This window comes from Paenibacillus peoriae KCTC 3763 (assembly GCF_000236805.1).
GTDB classification, from domain to species: domain Bacteria; phylum Bacillota; class Bacilli; order Paenibacillales; family Paenibacillaceae; genus Paenibacillus; species Paenibacillus peoriae.
The window spans coordinates 197,023-212,887 of record NZ_AGFX01000038.1; the positions used below are offsets into that span (position 1 = coordinate 197,023).

At 46.1% G+C, this 15,865-nt stretch carries 15 protein-coding genes and 1 tRNA gene; 2 read left to right on the top strand and 14 right to left on the bottom strand.

All coding sequences use genetic code 11. The annotated features are described in order from the left end of the window. Positions 1-155 precede the first annotated feature (155 nt). From secG to KQI_RS0120015, 7 genes are all read right to left on the bottom strand, one after another. Positions 156-389 (bottom strand): preprotein translocase subunit SecG, encoded by a 234-nt coding sequence (secG, locus tag KQI_RS0119985; protein WP_010348651.1) that lies wholly within the window; start codon positions 387-389, stop codon positions 156-158. A 361-nt stretch (positions 390-750) separates the two neighbouring features. Further along, entirely contained in the window at positions 751-2,037 is a 1,287-nt protein-coding gene (gene eno / locus KQI_RS0119990) for a phosphopyruvate hydratase (RefSeq protein WP_010348652.1), read from the bottom strand. Positions 2,038-2,100: 63 nt separating this feature from the next. Beyond that, a complete protein-coding gene (gpmI, locus tag KQI_RS0119995; RefSeq protein ID WP_010348653.1) occupies positions 2,101-3,645 on the bottom strand; it encodes a 2,3-bisphosphoglycerate-independent phosphoglycerate mutase in 1,545 nt (514 codons plus the stop codon). Between the two features lies 1 nt (position 3,646). Then, positions 3,647-4,399 carry a triose-phosphate isomerase gene (gene tpiA, locus KQI_RS0120000; protein WP_010348654.1) on the bottom strand — a complete coding sequence of 251 codons (753 nt, stop codon included), beginning with the start codon at positions 4,397-4,399 and terminating at the stop codon, positions 3,647-3,649. A gap of 59 nt (positions 4,400-4,458) precedes the next feature. Then, the gene (locus KQI_RS0120005; RefSeq protein ID WP_010348655.1) at positions 4,459-5,640 is read right to left on the bottom strand and encodes a phosphoglycerate kinase; all 1,182 of its coding nucleotides are present in this window, start codon (positions 5,638-5,640) and stop codon (positions 4,459-4,461) included. Positions 5,641-5,763: 123 nt separating this feature from the next. After that, positions 5,764-6,774 carry a type I glyceraldehyde-3-phosphate dehydrogenase gene (gene gap, locus KQI_RS0120010; protein ID WP_010348656.1) on the bottom strand — a complete coding sequence of 337 codons (1,011 nt, stop codon included), beginning with the start codon at positions 6,772-6,774 and terminating at the stop codon, positions 5,764-5,766. An 88-nt stretch (positions 6,775-6,862) separates the two neighbouring features. Next, positions 6,863-7,900 carry a sugar-binding transcriptional regulator gene (locus tag KQI_RS0120015; RefSeq protein WP_010348657.1) on the bottom strand — a complete coding sequence of 346 codons (1,038 nt, stop codon included), beginning with the start codon at positions 7,898-7,900 and terminating at the stop codon, positions 6,863-6,865. Positions 7,901-8,166: 266 nt separating this feature from the next. Between KQI_RS0120015 and KQI_RS0120020 the strand changes: the two genes are divergently transcribed. Together KQI_RS0120020 and clpP are read left to right on the top strand one after the other, a co-directional pair. Then, positions 8,167-8,241 (top strand) — tRNA-Arg (locus KQI_RS0120020). A gap of 210 nt (positions 8,242-8,451) precedes the next feature. Further along, on the top strand, positions 8,452-9,048 hold the full coding sequence (gene clpP / locus KQI_RS0120025) for an ATP-dependent Clp endopeptidase proteolytic subunit ClpP (RefSeq protein ID WP_010348658.1): 597 nt from the start codon (positions 8,452-8,454) through the stop codon (positions 9,046-9,048). Positions 9,049-9,126: 78 nt separating this feature from the next. Here the strand turns inward: clpP and KQI_RS0120030 are convergent, their stop codons facing one another. From KQI_RS0120030 to KQI_RS0120060, 7 genes are all read right to left on the bottom strand, one after another. Further along, on the bottom strand, positions 9,127-10,233 hold the full coding sequence (locus tag KQI_RS0120030; protein ID WP_029390260.1) for a PdaC/SigV domain-containing protein: 1,107 nt from the start codon (positions 10,231-10,233) through the stop codon (positions 9,127-9,129). Between the two features lie 239 nt (positions 10,234-10,472). Continuing rightward, a complete protein-coding gene (locus tag KQI_RS0120035) occupies positions 10,473-11,231 on the bottom strand; it encodes an SIMPL domain-containing protein (protein ID WP_010348660.1) in 759 nt (252 codons plus the stop codon). 175 nt (positions 11,232-11,406) lie between these two features. After that, positions 11,407-11,676 carry an HPr family phosphocarrier protein gene (locus KQI_RS0120040; protein WP_007428150.1) on the bottom strand — a complete coding sequence of 90 codons (270 nt, stop codon included), beginning with the start codon at positions 11,674-11,676 and terminating at the stop codon, positions 11,407-11,409. A gap of 136 nt (positions 11,677-11,812) precedes the next feature. After that, positions 11,813-12,757: a DNA-binding protein WhiA gene (whiA, locus tag KQI_RS0120045; protein WP_007428149.1), complete on the bottom strand. Its 945-nt coding sequence runs from the start codon at positions 12,755-12,757 to the stop codon at positions 11,813-11,815. A 5-nt stretch (positions 12,758-12,762) separates the two neighbouring features. Then, entirely contained in the window at positions 12,763-13,749 is a 987-nt protein-coding gene (locus tag KQI_RS0120050) for a gluconeogenesis factor YvcK family protein (RefSeq protein WP_010348661.1), read from the bottom strand. Between the two features lie 12 nt (positions 13,750-13,761). Beyond that, the gene (gene rapZ, locus KQI_RS0120055; protein ID WP_007428147.1) at positions 13,762-14,661 is read right to left on the bottom strand and encodes an RNase adapter RapZ; all 900 of its coding nucleotides are present in this window, start codon (positions 14,659-14,661) and stop codon (positions 13,762-13,764) included. 71 nt (positions 14,662-14,732) lie between these two features. Continuing rightward, entirely contained in the window at positions 14,733-15,683 is a 951-nt protein-coding gene (locus KQI_RS0120060; protein WP_010348662.1) for an ROK family glucokinase, read from the bottom strand. Between the last annotated feature and the right edge of the window lie 182 nt (positions 15,684-15,865).

The following is a 15,865-nucleotide window of genomic DNA, read 5'->3' on the forward strand; positions in this document are numbered from 1 at the left end:
TCAGTAATAATCCGCATGTTCCTTGTTCCTGTTACAAGGCTCTTATATACTCATACCCTAGTATACACGAATTTAATCGACGGCATCCCTGCTTGTCTAAAATCCAAAAAAGCCCCCGTTTCCAGTGAAACGAAGGCTTAAGGTACATACTTATCTTATTTTGCAAAAAATGCAACCAGAACGGAAACAATCATAAAACCCGCACCCAAAACAGCAGTTACGCGTTGCAAAATCAAATCCATTCCGCGAGCTTTTGTCTTGCCGAACAGATGCTCAGCACCGCCAGAGATGGCACCGGACAAACCTGCACTTTTCCCTTTTTGCAGTAAAACAACCGCAATAACAGCAATCGAGAACACAATGAGTAGCACTTTCAAAAAGATTTCCATGAAAAATCCCACCTCCCTGAGCGTATACATCTGTTTTGCAAAACAACACAGCCTCTTTTATGAAAACATGTCCATATCATGTTATGAATAGCCGGAAATTAACGCAAAACACTACTTTCATTTTACCACAGCTTCCAGTAGATAACAACCAGCTATGACGATTAACTCCTATCAAGCCTTTACAAAGATACATCTGCATACTCATCTACTTATATACACGTATACACAGGCAAATAACAAAAACAGACCTGCTCACAGTAGCGAGCAGGTCTGTTGGATCATTGCGTAAAAGCTTCGAGCGTCCAAGCCTCATGATCTTAAACCACAAAGCTTGAAACACCGCTAGCATATTGACGCAATATTATTTTTTCAGGTTGTAGAAAGATTTCAGGCCGTGGTATTGAGCCAGTTCACCCAGTTGATCCTCAATGCGGAGCAATTGGTTGTACTTCGCAATACGGTCAGTACGGGAAGGAGCACCTGTTTTGATTTGGCCTGCATTTGTTGCTACAGCGATATCAGCGATTGTGCTGTCTTCGGATTCACCGGAACGGTGAGAGATTACAGCTGTGTATCCTGCGCGTTTAGCCAATTCGATAGCATCGAATGTTTCAGTCAGCGTACCGATTTGGTTTACTTTGATCAGGATGGAGTTACCGATGTTTTCTTCGATACCTTTAGCCAGACGTTCTGTGTTCGTTACGAACAGGTCGTCACCAACCAATTGGATTTTGCTGCCCAGTTTCTCAGTGAGCAATTTCCAACCTTCCCAGTCATCTTCGGAGCAACCATCTTCGATGGTGATGATTGGGTATTTATCAACCCAAGAAGCAAGCAGGTCAACGAATTCAGCAGAAGTGAAGGATTTCCCTTCGCCTTCCAGTGTGTATTTTCCATCTTTGTAGAACTCAGTGGAAGCAACGTCCATACCGAGGAATACGTCAACGCCTGGTTTGTAACCGGCTTTTTCGATTGCTTCGATAATCGTGGACAGAGCTTCTTCGTTGGATTTGAAGTTAGGAGCAAAACCGCCTTCATCACCAACAGCTGTGTTCAAACCTTTAGAGTTAAGTACAGATTTCAGGTTGTGGAAGATTTCCGCACCAATACGCAGAGCTTCTTTGAAAGTAGGAGCGCCTACAGGCAGAACCATGAACTCTTGAACGTCAACGTTGTTGTCGGCATGAGCGCCACCGTTAACGATGTTCATCATTGGTACTGGCAATTGTTTGGCGTTGAATCCACCCAGGTAAGTATAAAGCGGCAAGCCCAAAGCTTCAGCAGCAGCGCGAGCTACAGCCATGGATACAGCCAGAATTGCGTTTGCACCCAATTTACCTTTGTTATGTGTACCATCCAATTTGATCATCAAAGTGTCGATTTCTACTTGGTTCAAAGCATCCAAGCCGATCACTTCAGGAGCGATGATTTCGTTCACGTTTTTAACAGCTTGCAGAACACCTTTACCCAGGTAACGGGATTTGTCGTTATCGCGAAGCTCTACAGCTTCGTGAGCACCAGTGGAGGCACCGGAAGGAACGATGGCACTACCGATAGCGCCGGATTCCAGATATACTTCAACTTCAACCGTAGGGTTACCACGGGAGTCGAGGACTTCGCGAGCGTACACGTCAGAAATAATAGTCATTTGTACTTAATCTCCTTTGTGAATCATAATTTATTGGCCAAGCCTATATTTATTAAATCAAGCTTACTTGCGGGATGCAATCATAGATTTTCCTGTCATTTCCGCAGGTTGCGGAAGTTGCATTAAATCCAGAAGCGTTGGAGCTACGTCAGCCAGAATTCCATGCTCACGCAAAACGATATTTTCGTCAGTCAAAATGAACGGAACCGGATTCGTCGTATGAGCTGTGAACGGACGTCCCTGCTCATCAATTTCCATATCCGCGTTACCATGGTCGGCAATGATAATAACCACGCCGCCTTTGGCTTTAACCGCGTCAACAACACGTCCAACACATTCATCCGTCACCTCTACCGCCTTAATAGTTGGTTCCAGCATGCCGGAGTGTCCAACCATATCGGGATTGGCAAAGTTCAGGATGATTGCGTCATGCTTGTCAGCTTCGATTTCCTTCACTGCTGCATCCGCAACCTCATACGCACTCATTTCAGGCTTCAGGTCATACGTAGCTACTTTTGGCGAATTAATCAAAACACGAGTTTCACCAGGAAGCTCTACATCGCGTCCGCCACTGAAAAAGAAAGTAACGTGCGGATACTTTTCTGTCTCAGCAATACGCAATTGCTTCTTGTTGTTTTGTACCAGCACTTCGCCAAACGTATTATCCAAGTTTTTCGGTTCATAGGCTACAAAGCCTCCAACCGTTTCACTGAACAAGGTCAGGCAAACAAAGTGCAGATCCTTAGGCCATTTGGGCCCACGGTCAAAACCACGGAAATCCTCATTGGTAAATACTTGAGACAGTTGAATCGCACGGTCAGGACGGAAATTCAGGAATACAACAGAGTCATTGCTTTCAACCAGCCCTACAGGACTTCCGTCGGCCTTCACAATAACAGTTGGCTCCACAAATTCATCGAACACTGATTTTTCATACGATTCCTTTAATGCTTCCAGTGGGTCATTATATTGAGGACCTTCCCCGTATACGATTGCACGGTAAGACTTCTCAACACGTTCCCAACGTTTGTCGCGGTCCATTGCGTAATAACGTCCTTGTACAGTCGCAATTTTGCCAATGCCCACTTCCTGAATTTTAGCGATCAGCTGTTGCATGAAGCCTACGCCGCTGTCAGGCATAACGTCGCGTCCATCCATGAAAGCATGAATGTACACTTCGGTTAATCCTTCTTTTTTAGCCAGGTCCAGCATAGCGAACAGATGGCTGATATGGCTATGCACGCCGCCGTCGGACAGAAGTCCGTACAGGTGAAGCTTGGTGTTGTTCTTCTTGGCATGCTGAACTGCTTTAACCAAAGTTTCGTTATCGAAGAATTCACCCTCGCGAATGGACTTCGAAATACGAGTCAAGTCTTGATACACAGTGCGGCCTGCGCCGATGTTCAAGTGACCTACTTCGGAGTTACCCATTTGACCTTCCGGCAGACCCACTGCTTCACCAGAAGCGGTCAGCGTTGCATGAGGATATTGTTTTAAATACCGGTCGTAATTCGGTTTGTTGGCCTGTGCAACCGCATTGCCTTCCACGTTGTCGCGCAGTCCGAATCCGTCCATAATAATTAAAGCTACCGGTTTTGGTGCTGTCATCTTACTTCGCCCCCTCAACAAGCGCGATGTACGACGCTGGTTGAAGACTGGCACCGCCCACAAGCGCGCCGTCGATATCGCTTTGACCCAGGTACTCAGTAACGTTTTCAGGTTTTACACTGCCACCGTACTGAATACGTACAGCATTGGCTGTATTTTCATCATACAGCTCTTTAATCAGACTGCGGATATAGGAGATCACTTCATTCGCATCCTGCGAAGTGGAAGATTTTCCTGTTCCGATCGCCCAGATTGGCTCATAAGCAACAACGACTTGTGCAGCCTGATCCTTGGCCAAGCCAGCAAAAGCTGCTACAGTTTGCACTTTTACAACCTCTTTGGTTTGATTCGCTTCACGTTCTTCCAGCTTTTCGCCTACACATACGATCGGAGTCAGGCCGTGACGGAATGCCGCATGAACCTTTTTGTTTACCGTTACGTCTGTTTCGTTGAAATACTCACGACGCTCGGAGTGTCCGATCACAACGTAATCTACGCCCAGATCTTTCAGCATTCTGCCGCTGATTTCACCAGTAAACGCACCATCTTCTTCAAAGTGCAGATTTTGTGCGCCAATTTTAATAGTTGTGCCTTTTACTGCTTCAACCAGAGCAGGGAGATTAGTAAATGGAGCACAGATAACACTTTCCACTCCTGCAACCTCTGCTTTACCTTTAATCTCTTCGATGAAGGTTTTAGCTTCTGGTACGGTTTTAAACATCTTCCAGTTACCCGCGATAATCGGTGTTCTCAATGGTTTCAACTCCTAACTATTAGATGCCCTAAAGCCTTTATTACGCGCTAAGCGTTTGATTACTTATCGTTAAGTGCAACAACACCCGGAAGTGCTTTGCCTTCCATAAATTCCAGGGATGCGCCGCCACCAGTGGAAATGTGGTCCATTTTGTCAGCCAGGTGGAATTTCTCAGCCGCAGCCGCAGAATCACCGCCACCAATGATGGTGTACGCTTCTGTTGTTGCGCAAGCTTCCGCTACTTCACGAGTACCGCCAGAGAATGGTTCGATTTCAAATACGCCCATTGGTCCATTCCAAACAACCAATTTGGAGTTTTTGATCACATCAGCATAGATTTTACGAGTTTTCGGTCCGATATCTACGCCTTCCCAATCTGCAGGAATACCATCGATGTCCACAATGTTTGTGTTCGCTGTAGCACTGAAATCGTCAGAAATAACGATATCTACCGGAAGATAGAATTTTTTGCCGAGCTTCTTCGCTTTTTCGATAAATCCAAGAGCTACGTCCAGTTTGGATTCATCCAGCAGGGATTGACCCACTTCGTGACCTTGAGCTTTAAAGAATGTATAAGCCAAACCGCCGCCAATGATTACGTTATCTGCAATGTTCAGCAGGTTGTCAATCACGTCGATTTTGTCTTTTACTTTGGAACCGCCGATAATGGCTGTAAAAGGACGGTCTGGGTTCGAAAGAGCTTTACCGATTACAGACAATTCTTTCTCCATCAGCAAGCCGGAAACAGCAGGAAGAAAATGCGCGATACCTTCTGTAGAAGCATGAGCACGGTGTGCTGCACCAAATGCGTCATTCACGAAAATGTCAGCCAGTTCAGCAAATTGCTTCGCCAGTTCAGGATCATTTTTCTCTTCTCCTGGGTAGAAGCGTACATTTTCAAGCAACAGTACATCGCCGTTTTGCAGTTCAGCCACTTTCGCTTTAACAGCCTCACCAACTGCTTCGTCCACCTTAACAACAGGCTTTTTGAGCAGTTCAGACAAACGCACTCCAGCAGGAGTCAGACGCATGGATTCAACGACCTGACCTTTTGGACGTCCAAAGTGACTCGCCAAAATAACTTTTGCACCCTTTTCAATCAGGTAGTTAATCGTTGGCAAGGTTTCGCGAATACGCTTGTCATCCGTAATTTTACCGTCCTCAACCGGAACGTTAAAATCTACACGAACAAACACCCGTTTTCCGTTCAGTTCTATATCACGTACGCTCTTTTTGTTCATCTCCATATTCCTCCGCACCCTTTTAATTTTACGAAACAGGAATTTAAGGCACATTTTGATATATAAAGAGCGGAAACAATAACTGCTGTTTCCGCTCTATGATGTTGCTCGATAAGAAATCCCTTATTTAGCCAGTTTAGCGAAGTATTCCAACGTACGGATCAATTGTGCAGTGTAGGACATTTCATTGTCATACCAAGCTACAGTTTTAACCAGTTGTTTGTCGCCAACAGTCAGAACTTTAGTTTGAGTTGCATCAAACAGGGAACCAAAAGTCATACCTTTGATGTCGGAGGAAACGATTTGATCTTCAGTGTATCCGTAAGTTTCAGGATCAGAAGCTTCTTTCATCGCTGCGTTGATTTCTTCAGCAGTTACGTTCTTATTCAGAACAGTTATCAGTTCAGTCAGGGAACCTGTTGCTACTGGAACACGTTGAGCTGCACCGTCCAGTTTACCTTTCAGTTCAGGGATAACCAGACCGATTGCTTTAGCAGCACCAGTTGTGTTAGGAATGATGTTTTCAGCTGCTGCGCGAGCACGACGGAAGTCACCTTTAGCATGTGGAGCATCCAAAGTGTTTTGGTCGCCGGTGTAAGCATGAATTGTAGTCATCAGGCCTTCAAGAATACCGAATTTATCATTCAGTGTTTTAGCCATAGGAGCCAGGCAGTTCGTTGTGCAAGAAGCACCGGAAATTACAGTTTCAGTTCCGTCCAGAATTTCATGGTTTACGTTGTAAACGACAGTTTTCATGTCGCCAGTAGCTGGAGCGGAGATAACAACTTTTTTAGCGCCGCCTTTCAAGTGTTTCTCAGCAGCTTCTTTAGTTGTGAAGAAACCTGTGCACTCCAGAACGATGTCTACACCCAGGTCTCCCCAAGGCAGTTCTTCAGGGTTGCGGTTAGCCAAAACTTTAACATCTTTGCCGTTTACTTTGAAGAAGCCTTCATGTACTTCTACTTCTCCTTGGAAAGTACCTTGTGTTGTATCATATTTCAACAGATGTGCCAGCATTTTGGAATCTGTCAAGTCATTGATTGCTACTACTTCAATACCTTCCACGTTTTGAATACGGCGGAAAGCAAGGCGTCCAATACGTCCGAAACCGTTAATACCAACTTTAACTGTCATGAGTGAGTTCCTCCCAAAGTTCGTTTAGTTTTATATATTCAAGACAGACCCGAAAGCCCGTCAAGACAACACATTTAATCAATCCGTATTAACCTTTTAAATAATGGCTTACAATCTCAGTAGCAGCGCCTTCATCGGTGACAAGAATGTCTTCTTGGCCGAAACGCAGCACCGCATGAATAGCAGCCGCCTTGCTTTTGCCTCCAGCCACACCCAGAACAGTCTCGGTACGCCTGATGTCCTCCAAGCGGAGTCCAAGCGTCAGCATGCGGTGAACAACGACGCCGTCCTCGTTGAAATAATAACCAAACGATTCGGCAACCGCGCCCTCGCTGCTGATCTGGGCAAAGGTTTCGGGGTCAAGCTTGCGTCTGCGTGCCATCGCTATGGCGTTGCCTATCCCGTGAATGATGATACGACTCTTTCGAATCAGGCTCAATATATCCTGAATGTTCGTATCCTCAAGCAACGAGTTGTAGGCATGATTGCTGAGCAAATCCGGTACATGGAGCAGACGGTATTGAGCGCCGACTTTGCGGGCCATTGTGGAAGCAATGGTGTTAGCCTGCATTTCCATGCTCTCTCCCAACCCCCCGCGTGCCGGTACAAACCACCCGCCCTTGAGCGAACCATTAGCAGGTAGTGTCAGTTGCTCCGCTACATCTGCAATCGTCGTGCCTCCTGTTACCGCGACCACATCCTCGTCGTCCATAACACTCAGCAACGCTTTTGCTCCAGCACGGCCCAACTCCTGCTTCGCTAACGGTGAAGCATCCGAGTCCCCTGGAACGACAATCACCTTCTTCAAGCCGTAGGCCTGACGAATCTGATCTTCCAGTTGGGACAGGCCGAACAAGTTGTTCGCAATCGGCTCCAGCTGTTCCAGCAGATCCAGCCCTGCTTTGCTCACCTTCATGCCCACACTCTCGATCTCAATGAGCCCTTGGGCCTTGAGAAGATCGGTTTCGGCGCGCAGCACGCGCTCGGTCATATCCAGTGAAGCTGCCAGCGTTCTGCGTCCAATGACATCGGACAGCATGATCTGGCGCAGGATCGTGTACCTTTTTTTCAAAACATCCATGAGGTCGGGCAGAAGCTGCTTCTGTATTTCTAATATCTTTCGCATGCTTTCCACTCCCGCACACTTCTAAGTTCTTTCTCTAAAGCTATAGCTCTAACTGGCCTTAAAATGTCCCGGGATAACTTTTTAAGTCCCACGTATATCTTACCCAATATTTGCTTCACATGCAAGTCTATCTGAACCTATATTTCTCACCTTTTTATGTGAATATGTGCACATAATAAAAGCTTGCAATTCACTGCCGTATATCATATAATCATCTTTGTTTCCAATTAGCTGATGAATTCGCTTTTAATTGTACAAATGACTTTGCGCCCGTGGTCCAACGGATATGACGTAGGCCTCCGGAGCCTGAGATCGAGGTTCGATTCCTCGCGGGCGCGCCATTTTAAATGAACGCTTTAATGCTTCTATATCATGTTTTAACCAATAAGAGCGCAGAAGGCTCTTTTTTTTGACCCTTAGTTTGACTTTCTTTGACTTTTTGTTTGAAATTGTTTATCATGTGGTTATTACGGTAACAGTTTATATAGTAAGGGCATGTAATCGGCATGTCCACCAAATCCATTAACGATATTTAAGGGAGGTTTTTTGACGTGAGCTATGTTCCTATGGTAGTAGAACAAAGTAACCGCGGCGAACGCGCCTATGACATTTATTCCAGACTGTTGAAGGATCGCATTATTTTGTTGGGCTCGGACGTCAATGACGTTGTAGCCAACTCTATTATTGCGCAAATGCTGTTTTTGGCTGCCGAAGATCCTGAAAAAGATATTCACTTGTATATTAACAGTCCTGGCGGCTCCATTACAGCCGGTATGGCCATTTTCGATACGATGCAATACATTAAACCTGACGTATCTACGATTTGTGTAGGTATGGCAGCCTCCATGGGTGCGTTCTTGCTGAACGCAGGCGCCAAAGGCAAACGCTTTGCTTTGCCGAACAGTGAAATTATGATTCACCAACCATTGGGTGGTGCACAAGGTCAGGCAACGGATATCGAAATCCGCGCCCGCCGCATTCTGAAAATGCGTGACAAATTGAACCGCATTCTCGCAGATCGCACAGGCCAACCATTGGAACGCATTGAAAAAGACACAGACCGTGACTATTTCATGTCCGCTGATGATGCCAAGGAATATGGTATTATTGATAAAGTGCTAACTAGCTCCACTTCAGCAGGTATCTAAGAGAAGTTATTACCTCGGAAAGCTAGAAATAAAAAAGCTGCCCCGGATGTTCGAATCCGGCAGGCAGCTTTTTTGGTACTATTCATTTTGTCCTGCAAAAGGCTTGCCGCCTTGAGGCAGCAGTTGAGCAAACAAGTAGGTAAACTCTGGAATTCCGTAAGCGTATGGTGCATATTCATATAAATCAAACACGATTGTTACTCCACTGTTAGTCACATAAAAATTTTGATCCACTTTCAACTCTTTAAATTTGTCAAAACCTTCGCCGCCCTGGAGTGCATCGACTTTTTTCTTCAAATCAGCATTGAGGAACTTTTTATAGTTCGGATTTGCCTTCAATACATCAGATAATTGCATTAGCTTACCATCAGCAAGCGAGAACGTGTATCCTTTACGTGCCGCCATGCCGTGTGCGCCACCTGTATACGAGTAGTCCTGCATAATCACACTCAAAATACCATCCTTGTTATAGGCAATTGCAAAATCATTCCCAAACTCATACGGTCTTTCTGCTGTAGCTCCTCCCTCAGCCATCATCTTTTTGCCTGCTGCCAATACTCCCTCTGCATCCTTTTTAAGCACACTGTTAATGGCCTGTTGAGCCTCAGGATTCAGTTGACTGCCACTGATTTGCGGATACTTCACTTTGTAGGACACCTTCGAATTACTCGAAGCGGGCAGCGATTGGGACGCAATGGTGATCGGATTTAGCAAGCTTTTACTCAACGTTACTGTTTTTTGGGCTGCATTCCACTGGGCATCGATACCCAGATAGTCTTTCAACAGACCCATAGGAATGTATAATTTCCCGGCAATCTGTTTGGCGTCCATGCTGCGCGCGTTGATTCCGTTCACATTGACATAGGCTTCCGAGGAAGAGGACGTGATGTAAAGCTTGTTGTACCCGCTGCCTACGGTGTATGTCGCTGTTTTGGCATCATAGCTCACCGGAATTCCCAGGCTGTCGCGCAGTGCTGCTACTGGAATCAGTGTGCTTCCGTTTATCTGGATTCCTTTGGTCGCCAATGTTTTGCCGTTCCATTGGATGGAAATTCCCGGTTTCTGTGATGTAGATTGCTGTTTGGTCGATGCTGCTTCAATATAGGAAACGGGAATAACGGCGACTCCTGCCAGAATCCCTGCTGCCAGCAGAGCAGAGCCCCATTTTTTCGTGTGCTTGTTCATCATTAAGTATTCCTCCTATTTTACCTCTGTATTGACTATGTGTTTTGATTACCTGTCTTATTATATCTATACCTTACTGTATGTAGTTTACAATCTGTATACGCTCTGATTTCAATCTATACACCTAGCACCCCCTAGCTATGACAGACTCATTACAAAATGGTTGCGATGTACAAAAAAAGCCAGCAAGCTGACCTGCAGAAAGAAAGGCCGCTTGTGGCTTTGTTCAATGATCTGTATTATTTCATTTCGTATTGAGCCGATACCTGAACTTTCACCGTCACTTGGCCCGACTGAATCTCTGTTCCACTACCTAAATCAAGCATCGATTTTGCCATCGCATTCTCACGTTGTGTAAAAATCTGAGCCTCTCCGCCATCTACCGTCACATTCACAAGCGGCCCCAATTCACGTTTGGCTGCCTTAGCTACAGCATTGGCTTTAGATTGAGCGTTGCCAAGCGCCTTGCCAATAGCCTCTTCTTCATACACGGAAGGATTTTCTACTGAAAATTGTACATTATCAACATTGTTCGCCCCGGAATTTGTAGCTTCATCCAGCAGTTGGCCGATTTTGTCCAAATTGCGGTATTTCACGGAAAGTGTATGGTTCGCAATATAGCCCTTGAGCTTTTGCCCTTCTTTTTCGTTATAGATATAGTTAGGCTGCACGTTGAACTGGCTAGTCTGAATGTCGTCTGCGCTAATGCTCCACTTTTCTTTCAGCAATTGTGTAACCTTGCTTATTTTCGCAGCATTGGCTTTTTGAGCAGCCGCTGCTGTATTTCCCTCTGATTGCACACCGATAGAAAGATAAGCGATATCGGGCTTAACCAGCATTTCTCCGCTTCCACTTACATTGATCACACTGCTCGTCGTCGCGGCTGTTGATGCGGCATATGCGCGATCTGCACCTGTCCACAAGCCCCCGGCTACTCCCCCTGCCAATAATGCTCCTGCGAGAACTGCTGTGCTTATTGTTTTTGTCCAATGTCTCATCGTATCCAACCTCTTTCATGAAAATGTTTGTACCTTTCAGACGGAAAAGACGAAAAAAGGTTGCAGTCAAGCGTTCACTTTTCCGAAATAAAGCAGCAACACGTGATATAAAAAAAAGCCCCGAGGGGGCTTTTTACGAAAAGAGCGTATACCGTACTACAAAATAGACAGCCGCTTACTGATTTTCCAGTTCTACCTTGCTAACCAGACTTACTAAAGCGTTTACAGCCTGTTCGGCGTCCGCGCCTTCAGCACTAATATAAATTTCAGTACCTGTACTGATGGCAAGACTCATAATACCCATGATGCTCTTGGCATTAACCTTCTTGTCTTCTTTTTCCACAAAAATTTCAGATGAATATTTATTCGCTTCCTGTACGAATAACGCAGCAGGTCTGGCGTGCAGTCCTGTTTTCAAGCGTACGACTACCGGATGTTTTGACATGTCAGCTTACCCCCTCATCAAATAAATCTGGACACTACTTACTCCATTTTATTTATCACATTATAACATTAACCCGGGACAGACACTAGAAAAAAAACTAATTAAAGCGGCAAAAAGCCCCAAGGATATTCTTTTTTTACGGAATCAGGCCATTTTCTCCCCTGATTTTGTCCGCCATCTCGTCAATCTTGCGAAGACGGTGATTTACACCGGATTTACTGACAACCCCTTTGAGCATTTCCCCGACCTCTTTCAAGTTCAAATCAGGATGGGCAAGTCGGATTTCTGCCACTTCACGCAGCTTGTCCGGCAAGGTCTCCAAACCAACTTCCCTCTCCAGCAGCTTGATGTTCTCAATTTGCCGGACCGCAGCGCCGATCGTTTTGTTCAAGTTGGCTGTTTCACAATTGACAATGCGATTTACGGAGTTGCGCATATCGCGCATAATACGTACATCCTCAAATTTGAACAAGGCTTGATGCGCCCCAATGATGCTGAGCAGCTCAATGATCTTCTCGCCTTCCTTGATGTAGAGAATAAAGCCTTTTTTTCGCTCAATACAGCGGGCATTCAGATGAAACTCATTTGCTAGATCTACCAGCGCCTGACAATGCTCCTCATACATTGAGGAAATTTCAAGATGGTAAGACGATCCCTCCGGGTTGTTCACAGAGCCACCGGCCATAAAGGCCCCTCGCAGATAAGCCCGCTTACAACAGTTTTTCCGAATAATCTCCCGATTAATCCCGTCCGTGAACAAGAAACCTTCTGACACGATGTACAAATCCTTCAACAGCTCTTGTACACCGTTAGGAATACGGACAATGTACACATTATTTTTTTTCAAGCGCATTTTTTTCCGTACAAGCAGTTCAATGTGAAGCTGAAAATGCTTTTTGATCAAGGAGTAAATCCGCCTTGCAATCGCGGCATTTTCTGTGGACACGTCCAATATCACCCTTTTATTCGACAGTTGTACGGATCCGAGCATACGTATAAGCGCAGACAGCTCCGCTTTTTCACAGCAGGGCTGGCTTTCAATCATCGTAAGCTCTTTTTTCGTTTGTGCCGCAAAGGACAAGGGACTCACCTCCTTCTTAATATCCAGTTTTGTACCAATTGGTAAATGTGCTGACTCAGTTTGTCTGCATCATGCCGTAAATACGTGCGGAACAGAACTAACGTATCTGCCACCACTTTATATCCCCGGTCATTTAGTTCGCCCATGTCTACATGAACTGGCTTGGCCCCCTGCTCGGCATACATCTCCTGCACTTGGGGCGGAATTTCTCCGTTGTTTACAATGACATAGTCGAAGAGCTGATGGCCTACATGCTCGAAAATGGCCTGAAGGTGATCTCCCACCGTATAGCCATCGGTTTCACCCGGCTGGGTCATGACATTGCAGACAAAAATTTTGATAGCGTCGGATTTCACAACAGCCTCAGCGAGCTTTGGAACGAGCAGATTAGGTAAAATACTGGTATACAAACTGCCGGGACCAATCAAAATCGCATCGGCTTCATTAATGGCCTCTACAGCCTCAGGCAACGGCTCCACGTGAGTCGGTTCAAGAAAAACACGCTTGATTCTCTGACCCGCTTCCGGGATTTTGGACTCTCCGGTAATCACCGTGCCATCCTCCATTTCCGCACTCAGCACAACGCCCTCTTCGGCTGCCGGCAGCACACGTCCCCGAACAGCAAATACACGGCTAAGCTCACGCACCGCCGTCACAAAATCACCTGATATATCGGTCATCGCCGCCAAGATCAGATTGCCCAAACTATGGCCTGATAATCCCGATCCTGCACCGAAACGATATTTTAGCATATCTGACATCACTGGTTCTACGTCAGCCAAGGCAGTCAGCACATTGCGAATGTCCCCTGGAGGGGGCATCTGCAGCTCACTTCGCAATATCCCGGAGCTTCCGCCATCGTCAGCGACTGTCACAATAGCCGTAATATCCAGCGGCTTTTGCTTCAGGCCCCGCAGCATGACAGACAAGCCGGTTCCCCCGCCCATAACAACAATACGCGGACGTTCCCGTTGTGATCCGGTCTCTTTCATCATTTCACCTCATTAATGCCGGTCCCGGTCAGCATCCCGATGCGAAACAGAAACGGATTCTGTCTCGCTGGCACCCAGCATTTTTCCTAAATATTCCGATATTGCAACAGAACGATGTTTACCGCCGGTACAGCCAATACCGATAATAACCTGGCTCTTGCCTTCTTTACGGTATTGTGGGATCAAAAAATGTAACATATCCAGCAGCTTAGTCAGGAATGCCTGAGTCTCAGGCCATTTCATGACATAATCATATACATCGCTGTCCTGTCCCGTGTTGGGACGAAGATGGTCCACATAGTGAGGATTAGGCAGGAAGCGCACATCGAATACAAGATCGGCATCAATGGGAATACCATATTTAAAGCCAAAAGAAGTAATGTTCACGGAAAGCATACTGCTCTCCAGATGCGAAAATCTCGAAATGATCCGAGCCTTTAAGGTTGCGGGCTTCATTGTGCTTGTATCAATAACCTCAGAAGCCGAGCTTTTGAGCTCCTCCAGCATTTTGCGCTCCAACCGGATTCCATCCAAAGGCATGCCGTCTGGAGCAAGCGGATGACGTCGACGGCTTTCCTTGTATCGTTGTACAAGAACACCATCATTGGCATTCAAGAATAGAATTTCACAATGAATCGTAAAATGATCTTTAATATAATTCAATGATTCCGATAAGGCAGTAAAAAATTCTCGGCCACGCAAATCAATGACGAGCGCTACTTTGCCTATTTTTCCGTTAGACTGCTCAATTAACTCGGCAAATTTGGGAATCAGTACAGGGGGCAAATTATCAACGCAGAAGAAGCCCAAGTCTTCCAGGCTCTGCACCGCAATGGTCTTCCCTGCACCTGACATCCCCGTAATAATAATGAGCGTTGCCCACGGCGCAGCATTTTTTAGGTTGTCTGTCATATGGACTTCCCTCTCCTTTTGCTTCTTCGCTCTATGTGAGTACCCCTACCCCTATATCAGCAACCTGTAAATCAGGAGCGCAGCAACAGGCCTGCAGCCCCTACGATACCCGCATCATTGCCCAGTACTGCAGGAACAATCGATACTCCTTGCTGGATTGGCTCAGGTGCCAGCTTAGCGTATACGCGGCGCATCTCTTCAAACAAAAAATCGCCAGCTTTGGAAACACCTCCGCCTATAATAAACAGCTCTGGATTGAGCACCGCAGCAACGGCTGCCATCGATTTCCCCAAATAAAAGGCAGCCCGGTTCACGATACGCAGTGCCACCTCATCACCGGCTTTAGCAGCATCAAATACTTCTTTAGCAGCAATTTGATCCTCCAATGCGAGAGAGGTGCGATCGCCACGTTCCACTGCGTCCTTTGCCATACGGATAATACCTGTGGCAGAAGACACGGTTTCCAGACAGCCCATTTTACCGCATCCACACTGGATAGCCTCCAGATCAGGCACGACACTTATATGTCCAATTTCTCCAGCCATACCCGAGAAGCCTTGATATATTCTACCATTAATAATAATGCCGCCGCCAACACCCGTACCCAGGGTATAGCATACGCAATTATCTATGCCTTTGCCCGCTCCAGCCCATGCTTCCCCAAGTGCAGCAACATTAGCGTCATTGTCTATTTTTACAGGCTTGCCGATCCGTTCCTCCAAAAGCGCACGAATCGGTACGTCACGAAAGCCAATATTGGGAGCGAGGACAATAATACCGTCGCGAACATTCGTAAAACCCGCAACACCCGCACCGACACCCTTCAGTTGATCCCATTCATAAGGAGATTGCTCAACAATGTGCCGCACATATTTTTCAATATTGCTGATTACAACATCTACGCCCTTATCGGTTTCGGTTGGTCCCTCGTAGGTGTGCAAAAGCTTCCCGTTTTCATTACAAATGCCAACTTTAATCGCCGTACCGCCCAAATCGACACCCACATAGATACTTTCTGACATGTTTCAAGCCACCTTTATGTTTACTTAAAAACCTTGTATGAAACATATGATTAAAATCTTGACTTCATAATAGGAGTCCTACGTTCCAACTATAATTGAAGCCCCCGTTACGGTCAAGGACACTTACCTGTTGAAAAATGTACGATTGGCGGAACTTTCTGCGGTGTGCATCCACAAAAAGG